Annotated in this window: 16 protein-coding genes; 14 read left to right on the forward strand and 2 right to left on the reverse strand. The window is 42.5% G+C overall.

Going from position 1 to position 12,714, the window contains the following annotated elements; genetic code table 11:
• Window positions 1-21: 21 nt before the first annotated feature.
• Window positions 22-636 carry a DUF1836 domain-containing protein gene (locus RZO55_RS04460; protein ID WP_318063088.1) on the reverse strand — a complete coding sequence of 205 codons (615 nt, stop codon included), beginning with the start codon at window positions 634-636 and terminating at the stop codon, window positions 22-24.
• Window positions 637-841: 205 nt separating this feature from the next.
• On the opposite strand from RZO55_RS04460, the gene RZO55_RS04465 reads away from it, so the two are divergent.
• From RZO55_RS04465 to spoVAE, 13 genes are all read left to right on the forward strand, one after another.
• Complete coding sequence (locus RZO55_RS04465) at window positions 842-1,225, forward strand: RidA family protein (RefSeq protein ID WP_318063089.1); 384 nt, start codon at window positions 842-844, stop codon at window positions 1,223-1,225.
• Window positions 1,226-1,520: 295 nt separating this feature from the next.
• Entirely contained in the window at window positions 1,521-2,792 is a 1,272-nt protein-coding gene (locus RZO55_RS04470) for a bifunctional folylpolyglutamate synthase/dihydrofolate synthase (RefSeq protein WP_318063090.1), read from the forward strand.
• Window positions 2,785-2,925: a hypothetical protein gene (locus RZO55_RS04475; protein WP_166432574.1), complete on the forward strand. Its 141-nt coding sequence runs from the start codon at window positions 2,785-2,787 to the stop codon at window positions 2,923-2,925. Before RZO55_RS04470 ends, RZO55_RS04475 begins: the two co-directional genes overlap by 8 nt.
• 11 nt (window positions 2,926-2,936) lie before the next feature.
• Window positions 2,937-4,253 carry a tetratricopeptide repeat protein gene (locus tag RZO55_RS04480; RefSeq protein ID WP_318063091.1) on the forward strand — a complete coding sequence of 439 codons (1,317 nt, stop codon included), beginning with the start codon at window positions 2,937-2,939 and terminating at the stop codon, window positions 4,251-4,253.
• Window positions 4,254-4,394: 141 nt separating this feature from the next.
• Window positions 4,395-4,736, forward strand: coding sequence for an STAS domain-containing protein (locus RZO55_RS04485; RefSeq protein ID WP_097005019.1), 342 nt, complete (start codon window positions 4,395-4,397; stop codon window positions 4,734-4,736).
• A gap of 10 nt (window positions 4,737-4,746) precedes the next feature.
• Window positions 4,747-5,181, forward strand: a complete 435-nt coding sequence (gene spoIIAB / locus RZO55_RS04490) for an anti-sigma F factor (protein ID WP_318063092.1) — start codon at window positions 4,747-4,749, stop codon at window positions 5,179-5,181.
• A gap of 5 nt (window positions 5,182-5,186) precedes the next feature.
• A complete protein-coding gene (gene sigF, locus RZO55_RS04495; protein ID WP_318063094.1) occupies window positions 5,187-5,900 on the forward strand; it encodes an RNA polymerase sporulation sigma factor SigF in 714 nt (237 codons plus the stop codon).
• Between the two features lie 63 nt (window positions 5,901-5,963).
• On the forward strand, window positions 5,964-6,125 hold the full coding sequence (locus RZO55_RS04500) for a hypothetical protein (RefSeq protein ID WP_318063095.1): 162 nt from the start codon (window positions 5,964-5,966) through the stop codon (window positions 6,123-6,125).
• Complete coding sequence (locus RZO55_RS04505) at window positions 6,122-6,748, forward strand: stage V sporulation protein AA (protein WP_318063096.1); 627 nt, start codon at window positions 6,122-6,124, stop codon at window positions 6,746-6,748. The genes RZO55_RS04500 and RZO55_RS04505 overlap by 4 nt, the downstream gene beginning before the upstream one ends.
• A complete protein-coding gene (locus RZO55_RS04510; RefSeq protein WP_336624254.1) occupies window positions 6,738-7,163 on the forward strand; it encodes a stage V sporulation protein AB in 426 nt (141 codons plus the stop codon). Before RZO55_RS04505 ends, RZO55_RS04510 begins: the two co-directional genes overlap by 11 nt.
• A gap of 30 nt (window positions 7,164-7,193) precedes the next feature.
• Window positions 7,194-7,646, forward strand: coding sequence for a SpoVA/SpoVAEb family sporulation membrane protein (locus RZO55_RS04515; RefSeq protein ID WP_318063098.1), 453 nt, complete (start codon window positions 7,194-7,196; stop codon window positions 7,644-7,646).
• 27 nt (window positions 7,647-7,673) lie between these two features.
• Window positions 7,674-8,690, forward strand: a complete 1,017-nt coding sequence (gene spoVAD / locus RZO55_RS04520; protein WP_318063099.1) for a stage V sporulation protein AD — start codon at window positions 7,674-7,676, stop codon at window positions 8,688-8,690.
• An 18-nt stretch (window positions 8,691-8,708) separates the two neighbouring features.
• Window positions 8,709-9,065: a stage V sporulation protein AE gene (spoVAE, locus tag RZO55_RS04525; RefSeq protein WP_318063100.1), complete on the forward strand. Its 357-nt coding sequence runs from the start codon at window positions 8,709-8,711 to the stop codon at window positions 9,063-9,065.
• A 57-nt stretch (window positions 9,066-9,122) separates the two neighbouring features.
• Here the strand turns inward: spoVAE and RZO55_RS04530 are convergent, their stop codons facing one another.
• Entirely contained in the window at window positions 9,123-11,807 is a 2,685-nt protein-coding gene (locus RZO55_RS04530; RefSeq protein ID WP_318063101.1) for a transglycosylase domain-containing protein, read from the reverse strand.
• A 163-nt stretch (window positions 11,808-11,970) separates the two neighbouring features.
• Between RZO55_RS04530 and RZO55_RS04535 the strand changes: the two genes are divergently transcribed.
• The gene (locus RZO55_RS04535; protein WP_318063102.1) at window positions 11,971-12,630 is read left to right on the forward strand and encodes a YigZ family protein; all 660 of its coding nucleotides are present in this window, start codon (window positions 11,971-11,973) and stop codon (window positions 12,628-12,630) included.
• Window positions 12,631-12,714: the final 84 nt, after the last annotated feature.

Consider the following 12,714-nt stretch of genomic DNA (forward strand, 5'->3'; position numbering starts at 1 on the left):
CGGTTCTTGGCCCCTGTTCGTTTATTTTTTCTTATTAAATGCCTGGTCCTCTCCTAAACTGTCTATAAGCTGCTCGACCACCTGTTTCTTAACATATACATCAAAGGATAATTCACAGATCCAGGAAAAAAGCTGTAAGTATTCCAGATCATCACCCTCAACTCCTTTATCTTCAAAGGTTTTGCAGGAATGCTGGTACTTCTCCAGTATGTCGGATTTGATTCGCTTTAATTCGGTTTCTTCCTGAGAGAAGATCTCTTCATAGATTGTTTCTAAAGGCATGCCGTTGGAAGGATTAAAGTGTTTTTCCGTAATCGGATTAAAAAGCAGTTCAATATCATTAAATGATAATAAATTTTTAAAATAATAGATGAATATAAGAAGAAGCATATGTTCTTTCGTATATTTCTTTTTATAGGGAGCCGGAAGAAGATTGTTCTTGGCATAGTTGTTGATCATGGTCTTTGTTAAGACCTTATCATCAGTGTAGCGTTTCGTATCACTCAAATGCTTATCCATGAAAGTTGTGACCTGATCCATATATAAATCAATATTTGGTATGGAGTCCGGTTTGATATACCGCAATCCATCCAGATGCTCTAAGATATCCTGCATTCGCTCTTCGTTGGTTTTCATATGTCCTCCGTTCTGCAGGGAATCGCTCCGCACATGTGATAATCCCCTTCATCATATTATATAGTATTCAATACCAGATGACAAGGGGGAAAAGTACCCCCTGAACTAAATTTTTTTTAGCACACCAAAAAGATTTTCTTGACATTTAAGGAATGTGTGTTAATCTAGAACTATCATTGTAATAAACGAAAGGAGATACATAATTATGAAAAAAGTTTTGGCGACAGAAAAGGCTCCGGCAGCAATTGGTCCTTATTCTCAGGGAGTTCGCGGAGGCGATTATGTGTTCGTTTCCGGTCAGCTTCCCATAGACCCGGCTACCGGTACATTTGCAGGTGCGGATATTGCAGCTCAGACGAGACAGTCTTTGACAAATATAAAGGCCATATTGGAAAGCGGTGGTTTAACTATGGAGAACGTGGTTAAAACAACCGTATTATTAAAGGATATTAATGATTTTGCGGCTATGAATGAAGTTTATGCAACCTTCTTTCAGGGAGAATGCCCTGCCAGAGCAGCATTTGGAGTGGCAGCTCTTCCAAAAGATGCATTAGTGGAAATCGAAGCTATTGCCTATTGCGGAGAATAAAAGCAATACGGATCAGAGGACAGGGGGTGCCATATTTTGGTATTCCCTATTTTGCGTTATACCAGATTTTGTCCCTTTCAGGCAATAAACAGGAGCAGGATGTAGAAATAAAGGGCTTTTTGCGAAAGAAATGGGTTGCATATTGACAGACATATATTATAATTAATTGAGGAAGCTCGATTAGTCCATTTTTTTATCTTAATAAAGTAATTGATCCAGGAATTTTAGCAGGGAAGTTGGTACTTAAAGGATGAGATGTGAAGAAACGGCAGAAGAATATATAAGCCGTATCCCAATGTGGACGAAAAAAAAGAATTCACTGGAAGTGATTCGAACGTTTCTGATGGAGCTTGGCGAGCCGGATGAGGCCATGAGAATTATTCATGTAGCGGGAACGAATGGAAAAGGTTCTGTATGTGCCTTTCTGCAGTCCGTCTTTCTGCAAGCAGGATATCAGGTGGGGACCTTTACCTCCCCTCATCTCATAGAAATCAGAGAACGGTTTTGCGTAAATGGAGAGATGACATCAGAATCCGCCTTTTCAGACAGCTTTAAGACTGTACAGGCACTTTCAGAACGGATGATGAAAAGAGGGTACAGCCATCCGTCTTACTTTGAATTTTTATTTTATATGGCTATGGATTTATTCCGTAAATCAAACGTTGATCTTGTGATTTTGGAAGTGGGACTGGGCGGAAGGCTTGACACGACCAATGTCATCCGGCACCCGCTGGTATCTGTTATCACTTCTGTCAGCATGGATCATATGGAATATTTAGGTGATACAGTAGAAAAGATTGCCTCGGAGAAGGCCGGAATCATTAAAAAGAATATTCCGGTGGTTTTTGACGGGAACCAGCAGAATGTTTCTGAAGTGATCAGAAACAGGGCACTGGAGCAGGAATCTCCTTATTATGAAACAAGCAGCCACTGTTATCGGATAATCCGATTTGAAGATAACCGTTTTTATGTGGAATTTACAGGTGTGAATGGACATGTTTATCAGGCTGTTATTCCTTCTGTGGCCAGATACCAGGTAATGAATGCACTGTTAGCATTGCGGGCAGCGGAAGTATCCGGATTACTGAGTTCCGAGCGGGCCGGGGAGCAGATTAGAGAAGGTTTTTTGCGAATGAATTGGCCGGCAAGGATGGAAGAGGTTTATCCGGGAGTATTTTTAGATGGAGCACATAACCCGGGAGGAATTGAGGAGTTTGTATGGACAGCTTTAAACCTGTGTACAGACAGGAAAAAAAGAGCAAATCTTTTATTTTCTGCTGTATCCGATAAGAATTATCATGATATGATAAAGATGATCGGGAACAGCCTGCCATTAGATGAAGTGGCGGTGACTCATATCGATTCTGACAGGGGATTAGAAACAGATGTAATCTTTCGGGAGTTTGAGGAAGCAGCCTGCTGCACAATTACAGGCTTCTCAGGCGCAGAGGAGGCATTTTTCTATATGCTTGATAAACAGGATGACGATCATCTGCTGTTTTGTGCAGGCTCTCTTTATTTAATGGGTGAATTAAAAGCAGCTTTAAGGAGGAATGGATATGATTGATTTTGATTCTGAGATGAATGAGTACAGGCCCAGCCTGGAGGTTGATGCAGTGGAAGATGCCATTGTAAGAAGTGATATCACTGATATGAACGATCTTATAATGAATCTGATAAAAGAAGTCACCAAGGAATAGGCGGATAGAATATGGATTATGAAAGAAAAATCCGGGTGATAGCAAACAGCTATTATAATATGGGATTAGAGAAGGCTAAGCTAAGGGATTTATCCGGATCAGCCGATTGTTTAAAAAAATGTCTTCATTTTAATAAATATATGACAGATGCAAGGAATCTGCTGGGTCTCATTTACTATGAGGTGGGAGAGGTCGGCGATGCATTGGTTCAATGGGTCATCAGTAAGAATCTGCAGCCGGAGGACAACCGTGCCGATTATTACCTGGAATCGATTCAAAAGAAAAAAGGAACCATGGATCTGGAACGAAAGGCAGTGCGCCGGTTTAATCAGGCACTTGCCTATATCAAAAGCGGAAGTGAGGACCTGGCCATCCTGCAGTTGAATAAAGCAGTGGAGGACAAGCCTAATTATATAAAAGCCCAGCTTTTATTTGCACTGTTGTGCATAGTCAGGGAGGATCACCAGAAAGCGGGGAAAGCACTTAATAAGGTGCTGCAGATTGATCATAATAATACAAAAGCGCTTTATTACAAGTCAATTATGAAAGATACCGGTACCAGGATAAAGCCAGAGCGGGAACCGGAAAAAAGAAAACTCAAGAATGTGCTCTCCCATAGACAGATGCAGGATGATGATGTGATTATCCCGCCAAGCTATAAGGAAAACACCAGGGATCAGGCAATTTTAAATATACTGGCAGGCCTGCTGCTTGGAGCGGCAGTGGTGTTCTTTCTGGTTATGCCGGCGAATACCAAATCCATCAATGAAAATCATAACAAAGAGATGTTAAAATACAGCGAGCAGTTAAGCCAGGCCAATCAGAAGGTGGATCTTTTATCCCAGCAGCTTAAATCTCTGGAATCTGAAAAGAAGACAGCTGAGGAATCTTTGGCATCCTTAACCAACAACTCTGACAGCATCCTGGCTCAGTACCAGGCTGTGATCGGTATTTTGCAGGCATATAAAAAAGATGATTTTCCATCTGCAGTTAAAATCTATGCAGGACTTAATCCGGAACTGATTGCATCAGCAGATGTTCAGGCGATAATAGTCGAGATAAAAAAGGATATGACGCAGAATGGCTGCCCTATTTTAGAAGATCTGGGTGATAAAGCCATGAAATCAGGAGATAATCAGTCGGCCCTGAACTACTATGCGAAATGTATCGAGTTAAAACCAGACAGCTGGCAGGCAAAATTCAATACAGCTGTCATATACAAGGGAATGGATCAGAAGGACCAGGCCAATGCGTTGTTTTCTGATATCATCAATAACAGCAAAGACGAAACGTTATCTGCTAAGGCAAAATCAGAACGAGGGTTTTAATGGCAGAATTCGAAAAGACACTACAGAAGAATTATTTTTTTTGTGGTGTCTTTTTTTATTCATCCGGATTATTTTCGGCATATAAAAAACACTCTTCTCTGGTATTACGGACAGACAATAAGAAATGGAGGAGTATTGCATATGAATCAACCACACTTTACGTATGAGGCAGACGGACAGACATTAATTGTTCATCTGCCGGAGGAACTGGATCATCATAACTGTTCCGGGTTAAAATATGAAACAGATCTAATCCTTTCCGAGAATTATATCCGCCGTATATTATTTGATTTTTCAAGAACAAAATTTATGGATTCCTCCGGAATCGGAATCCTGCTAAACCGTTATAAGCAGATGGCATTAAGCGGAGGGAGTGTTGCCATCTATGGAGCAGGAACCCAGGCTCTTCGAATTTTAAAAATGGGTGGAATTTTAAAATTAATGAAATTATATGACTCTAAGGAAGCAGCAGTCACAGGTTGAGGAGGAACATATGTCTGAACAGAACAAACCAGAAATTCTGAAAATGGAATTGGAAGCCCTGTCCCAAAATGAAGAATTTGCCAGAGTAGCAGTAGCCGTTTTCATGGCAAGACTGGATCCTACTCTGGAGGAAGTGGATGATGTAAAAACAGCTGTCTCAGAGGCAGTCACAAATGCGGTCATCCATGGATACCAGGGGAAGGGAGGAATCATCTACATAGAGGTAATGACTGAGGGGCAGGAACTGACTGTTACTATTCGCGATACAGGGATAGGAATCAGGGACATTAAGCAGGCAATGGAGCCAATGTTTACCACTGATCCGGATGGAGTCCGATCCGGTATGGGATTCTCTTTTATGGAAGCATTTATGGATCAGGTGGAAGTGAAGTCAGAGCCAGATGCAGGAACTGCGGTGATCATGAAAAAGAAGATTAGCAGGTGAGCCCTATGGATGAGACCATGAGATTGATACAAATGGCTCACGATGGAGATAAAGCGGCAAGAGACCGGCTTGTGACCGAGAATTTCGGTTTGATCTGGAGCATTGTACGCAGATTTACAGGGCGCGGTTATGAACCTGAGGATTTATTTCAGATTGGAAGCATTGGCTTAATGAAAGCCATAGATAAATTTGATTTAACGTATGAAGTCAAATTTTCCACTTATGCCGTTCCCATGATTACAGGAGAGATTAAGCGTTTTTTACGAGATGACGGAATCATAAAAGTCAGCCGGTCCATTAAAGAGATGGGACTGAAAGTAAAGAATGTGCGGGAGGAACTGATTTACCGGTTTGGACGGGAACCTACAGTAGAAGAGATTGCTGGAGAAATCGGGGCCAGCAAAGAAGAAGTGGCAGCTTCCATAGAAGCAGGAGCTGAGGTGGAATCCTTATACCGTTCTGTCAATAAAAATGATGAAAACAGCCTGCTGCTGATTGATAAAATAGAAGAAGAAAGCTCAGCTCAGGAAGAACTTTTAAACCGTATGGTGCTGCGGGAACTGCTAACGGACTTGTCCGACAAAGACAGGGAGATTATAATCCGGCGTTATTATTATAATGAAACGCAAAGTCAGATCGCAGAGAAACTGGGAATTTCCCAGGTACAGGTTTCCAGACTGGAAAAAAAGATTTTAAAACAGATGCGCGAAAAATTGTAGAATAAAAAATTTTATACGGCTCATACTAATTCTGAAAAACCAGAGAAAAGGATGTGAGCATGTATGGAATCCATGAAACATAAATTTGTCATGACGCTTCTGGTCATATGCTTAATTGCAATTGCTGCAGCAATCTGGTATATGATCGCAGTGATGCCTGATGGTACCCAGAAGGAGGGAACGCTTGTTGATGCCGCTCCGGGATGGGAGATGGTGGTTTCATGAGCAAAAACGTGTATTTAAATATCAGTGAAATTACAGAAGTGCACCATAAGGAAGTACAATTAAAAGATGTAGCTGATATTTATTGTGACGATTCTGCTGTTATGAATAAGTGCAATGCACTGAGGATTAAAACCATTCATTCTGATCGTAACAAGCGTTATATTGAAAGTACGCTTGATGTGATTAAGAAACTGGTAGAGATGGATCCGGCTATTTCTGTCACTAACGTAGGTAAGGTTGACTATATTATAGATTACCATAAACCTAAGTCTCCAAACTGGGTCTGGCAGTGGATGAAGACAATATTTGTCTGTATTATCTGCTTTTGCGGTGCAGCCTTTGCGATTATGACATTTAATAATGATGTAAATGTTTCGGGCGTTTTTAAGGAGATTTACCAAATTATTATGAGAGAAGAGCCCAGTGGGTTTTCGATTCTGGAAGTGAGCTATTCTGTAGGTCTGGCCGTTGGGATTGTTTGTTTTTTTAATCATTTTGCAAAAATTAAGATTAATACAGATCCCACACCTCTGGAGGTGGAGATGCGTCTTTATGAAGATAATGTCAGCAAGACTTTGATCCAGAATGAAGGGAGAAAGGAGTCTGATATTGATGTTTCTTAAAGAAGTGTTGCTTTGTTTTATCGGATTAAGCGCTGGCGGCATCATAGCAGCCGGCGTTTTTGCCTTTTTGGCAATCATAGGTGTATTTCCTCGTCTGATTGGTTTTACTCATACGAAGAAACACATTATGCTTTATGAATCATGTATCATACTCGGAGGTGTATTGGGCAATATTTATGATATCTATGAATTTCCAATAGGATTTGGTGGTAATTTATTTTTAGGAATATATGGATTATCAGTAGGAATATTTGTTGGCCTGCTGGTTATGTCCCTTGCAGAAACATTAAAAGCACTTCCGGTGATCAGCAGAAGAATTAATCTGGGAGTAGGGCTGCAATATATTATTCTATCCATCGCCCTTGGAAAGCTAACCGGCTCTCTTGTGTTTTTTGCAGAGCGATTTGGTCAATAACAGCTAACAGTTACAGAATGGAGGAACATAATGGAAGTAAATAAAAAAGCTTATGAAGCCTATGTTAAGGAAGTGACTCCGGTTAATAAAAAAATCCCCAATATTATAAAGGCTTTTATAGTCGGAGGAATCATCTGTACAATCGGTCAGATCTGCACCACTCTGATTATGAATCAGGGAGTAGAAAAGGATACGGCGTCAGCCTGGACCACTTTGATATTAATTGCAGCCACTGTCATTCTTACAGGGCTTAACATCTATCCTAAAATAACTAAGTTGGGTGGCGCAGGAGCTCTGGTTCCAATCACTGGCTTTGCCAACTCCGTGGTGGCACCTGCCGTGGAATTTAAAGCAGAGGGTCAGGTTTTTGGTATTGGCTGTAAAATATTTACCATTGCCGGACCTGTAATTCTTTACGGAATATTAAGCTCATGGTTACTGGGTGTGATTGCCTATGTTTTAAAAGCATTTGGCATCGTGTAAAACGGAAAGAGAAATGGAGTGAGAAAAATGCAGGTTGGAAAAGCGAGCATTAAATTTGAAGAACCTCCGGTGATTGAGAGCATGGCTTCCATAGCCGGAAAAAAAGAGGGAGAAGGCCCGTTAGGTAAGCTTTTTGATGTAGTGGAACAAGATGATATGTTTGGGGCAGATACCTGGGAGAAAGCGGAAAGTGCTCTGCAGAAGCAGACGGCAGATCTGGCAATTGAAAAAGGGGATATCAGAAAAAAAGATATCCGGTATCTGTTTGCTGGTGATTTACTGGGTCAGCTGATTGCAACGTCGTTTGGTACGGTAGATTTAGAGATTCCATTGTTTGGTCTTTTTGGCGCATGCTCAACCATGGGAGAAGCCTTAAATCTGGGAGCAATGACAGTTGCAGGCGGTTATGCTGATAAGGTATTGGCAATGGCTTCCAGCCATTTTGCCACAGCTGAAAAGCAATTCCGTTTTCCACTGGGATACGGAAGCCAGCGGCCTTTTTCCTCGTCCTGGACAGTGACAGGCTGCGGTGCTGTTATTCTCACAAAACACAGAAAAGAGGGGATTGCGGCGATTACAGGTATTACAACCGGCCGCATGGTGGATATGGGTATTAAAGATTCCATGAATATGGGGGCAGCCATGGCACCGGCTGCATTTCACACTATTTTGCAGAATTTCGATGACTTTCAGGTTGATGAAAATTATTATGATAAAATTATAACAGGAGACCTGGGTAAAATAGGACGCACCATTCTTCTGGATTTTATGAAAAATAAAGGGCATAATCTGGAAACTCTCCATACAGACTGCGGCATTGAAATATTTGATCCTGATTCCCAGGATACACATGCAGGCGGAAGCGGCTGTGGCTGCGCAGCGTCAACTCTCTGTTCCTATATATTGCCTAAAATAAAGGAGGGAACATGGAAACGAGTTTTGTTTGTGCCGACAGGAGCACTGCTGTCCACAGTCAGTTTTAATGAAGGAGAAACCATTCCCGGCATTGCTCATGGAGTTGTTATTGAGCATATCGGTAATTAGTTCAGAAAGGAGACAGCTATGGAATACGTAAAAGCTTTTTTGGTAGGAGGAGCAATCTGTGCAGTGGTTCAGGTTGTGATGGATAATACCAAACTGATGCCTGGGCGGATTATGGTACTTCTAGTGGTAACTGGCAGCATTCTTGGAGCGCTGGGGATTTACCAGCCTTTTAGTGAATGGGCAGGAGCGGGAGCAACAGTTCCGTTGCTGGGGTTTGGTAATTCTCTCTGGAAAGGCGTATTAAAAAGCATGGGAGAGGATGGATTTCTTGGTATATTTAAAGGGGGCTTTACTGCTAGTGCAGTAGGAATATCAGGGGCCTTAATATTTGGATATATAGGATCAATCCTGTTTAAGCCGAAGATGAAAAGCTGAGTTGATAAAAAAAGAAGGGCATCAGACCTTTGCAGATCTGATGTCCTTCTTTTTTTATCAATAGTCTTCCCAGGGATATTTGGGTTTGCTGGTTTCTGGATATTTTGGCTTGCTGGTGCCAGGATTTTGTGGTACATACCCTGGAGCATATTGCTGGGGCGAGGTCTCATCGTCTTCGTAAGAACTGGTGCCCGGAGGGATAATAAACGAGTTTGCCGAATGTACTGTGCAGTAACCAGGCATTGCGTATTTAGAATCATCTGTCTGACCTGTCTCTCCGCTTGGCAGCACCATAAAGACTGCGGTTGTCCTTTCGTTCTCAGGGCAATAGGGAGAGGGCAGCTGATGGGATACGGAACATACGGTTGCTCTTACGTGAATGTTGCATACGTCAGTGGGAACCGTTCCCTTAGCAAAGTATTCTGTATAAACTGCATTGCCTCTGGGGTCCTCCGTACATACGCCGGTGACTGCCAGTTTGCCGGATTTCCGGCATATCTGTGCGGTCTCTATGCTGTCGGGAACGGGGAACCCTGGGTCAGACTTTCCTTCATGGACTCTGGTCATGATTTTCCGCCAGATTGCTTTGTGGAAGGAAGCACCCCCATTTTTCTTTGTCAGCTTCTGGTTGTCATCACATCCGGCCCAGATACCTGCTGTATAATAAGGTGTGTAACCGACAAACCAGATATCGTTGCTGGCGGAGGTTGTACCGCTTTTTCCTGCAGCGGACATACCTGGAATCCTGGCTGCAGGGCTGGTGGAACTGGGACCTGAACTGGAGAACTTCCGGCTGCTTTCCATGGAAGCCGCCATTGCATCCGTTAAGAGGAACGCAGTGGAGTCTTTTAAAACACGATGAGTCTCAGGTGTATTATCAATGAGAACCTTTCCGTCATGATCCAGGATTTTTGTGAAGAATACCGGTTTGGTATAAACACCTCCATTGGCAACGGTGGCAAATGCACCGGTCAGCTCTAAGTTTGATACGCCTTTTGTGATACCGCCCAGTGCCAGTGCCGGATTATAGTCGGTATCAGTTAAGGAGGTGATGCCGAAATTCCTTGCGTATTCAACACCAAGCTGTGGTTTAACTGTTTCCATCAGACAGCGGACTGCCACAATATTCATGGAATAAACAATGCCATCCCGAATACTTGAGTACCCCTGATAACCGGAGCTGTACCAGTTGGAGAAGGTTTTATTGCCGATGGTATATACGGAATCGTAATAAACCGATCCCAGAGTGGCACCGCAGGTATCCAGGGCAGGTGCAAAGGCAGTGAGTACTTTAAAGGTTGAACCGGGCTGACGATAGGTTTTGCTGGCACGGTTTAGTGTCAGACTTGCAAGCTTTTGCCCCCGGCCTCCGCTGATTGCTTTTACTTCTCCGGTTTTCTGATCCATGATTACGAAGGAAGCCTGTGGCTGTAAGGTCTTGTGAAGCCGCTCACCGATAATGGTATCCCCTTCTTTCAGCTGGTAGGCTTTGTAGCCCTGTATGTCCGCATTAATCTGTTCTTCGGTATCATATAAACCGTCGTAACTTTTATCTCCCTGTTCCTTGTGATACTTTTTGATGTTTTCTTCGGAATAATGAGTAGTTGTTCCATCCTTATGAGTTACGGACAGCCGGTATTCGATGGAATATCTTGCAGCTGAATAGTTCTCCGGATTATTGATTTCTTCATCCACGATTGTCTGAATTCCAGGGTCCTGGGTGGTATAGATGGAAAGCCCCCCGCTGTATAGCATATTGTGGGCCTGAGTTTCCGTATAGCCCAACTGATCCTTCATGGCAGTCATAACTTCTGATACCAGTTCGTCTGTAAAGTAACTGTATGGGGAGGCTGTTTCTTTTGTTACAGTGTCCACATTCTGGATTCTGGAATAGACATCATCGGCAAGAGCCTGATCTTCCTCATCTTTTGTGATATATCCCTGGTCATGCATATACTGAAGGATGACCTTCTGCTTTTCAGAGTTGCTCTTCTGACCGGATATGGGATTGAATTTAGACGGATTCTGTGTGATTCCCGCTAAAACCGCGCATTCGGACAATGTAAGCTCAGACACATCCTTGTTAAAGTATCTCTTGGCGGCTACTTTGACGCCCAGAGTATTATTGCCTAAATTAATGGTGTTTAAGTAGTTGGTAATAATCTGTTCCTTTGACATGACACCGTCAAGTTTGATAGCAAGATACCATTCCTGAAATTTTCTTTCCAGACGTTCCCCGAAACTTTTTTCCATACCACCGCCGAACACACTGTTTTTAATCAGCTGCTGTGTGATGGTGCTGCCGCCTCCGGCAGTGGAATCGCCTGTGAGAACACCTTTGACAGCTCTCATGATGGAACGCAGATCAATTCCGTTATGTTCCCAGAATCTGGAATCTTCATAGGAAACAAAAGCATGAACCAGATTTTTCGGAAGTTCCTCGTAAGTGGCTTCTTCCCTGTTTGAACCAGCAGTTACCAGAGTTTCAGTAACATTGCCCGCGCTGTCATAAACAGTAGTGGCATATTCGTTGGGGACAATGGTAGAGATGTCCACATCAGGAGCATTGTCTATAATTCCCTTCACCATGCCAAGTAAGACGCTTGCGGCTACAATGCTTCCGAACAGGCATAGGATAAACAGACTTTTAAAAAAGGCAAGAAAAACCTTTGTGGTATATTTCCTTGCTTTTGAATTGGCAGATTTGATCTTTCTCTCTGTCTCTTGCTTGCCGTAATTCATAGGAAACCTCCTTTACCGGATCATTATACCAAAAACTGTCGTGCAATTCAACACTTACCATTTTTGGAACAAATTGATCCATTTATACATGCAGCCTTGATCCTGATCATGTTTTTGGATATAATAGAAAGAGATTTTTTATAAACAGGAAATGAGGATGCTTATGAGAAAAGCTTATAAAATATTATACAAGGAAGGAACCGGTGAACTGACAGAAAAAAAGTCCCGTTTTATAGCCAGCTTCTGCCCTGTAAAAACAGAAGAAGAGGCACAGGCTTTCATAGAGGAGACGCGTAAAAAATACTGGGATGCCAGCCATAACTGTTATGCATGGGTTTTGGGAAAGAATGGGGAAGGGAAGCGCTGCAGTGACGACGGAGAACCCAGCCAGACTGCAGGAAAGCCCATGCTTGATGTTTTGGAAGGAGAAGAAATCGTTAATATCTGCGTGGTTGTAACCCGATACTTCGGCGGCACGCTTCTAGGTACGGGAGGGCTTGTCAGAGCTTACTCCGGCGCAGTAAAAGAAGGTCTCAAATCGTGTACGGTACTAACCCTGATTCCTGCCAGGAAACTCTTAATCGATACAGATTATAATGGAGTGGGGAGAATTCAGTATCTGTTAGGTCAGCTTAAACTTATAACGTTAAACAGTGAATATACAGACCGTGTTATGCTTACTGTACTTGTGCCGGATGAGGAGGTCTTAAAGCTTCAGACGGATATTACGGAGGCTACAGGAGGCAAAGTGGTGTTGGAGATATGTGATTCCATCTATTATGGCATGCATGAAAAAGAAGTCCTGCTGTTTCCGGAAGGTTAGTGGATTACAGAAAAGAGAAAAAAATCTTGCAATTATTTAATCCAGGTGATATACTAATAAATCGTGATAATGTAGATTGAACTA

It is taken from the genome of Clostridium boliviensis, assembly GCF_033342255.1.
GTDB classification, from domain to species: Bacteria; Bacillota; Clostridia; order Lachnospirales; family Lachnospiraceae; genus Lacrimispora; species Lacrimispora boliviensis.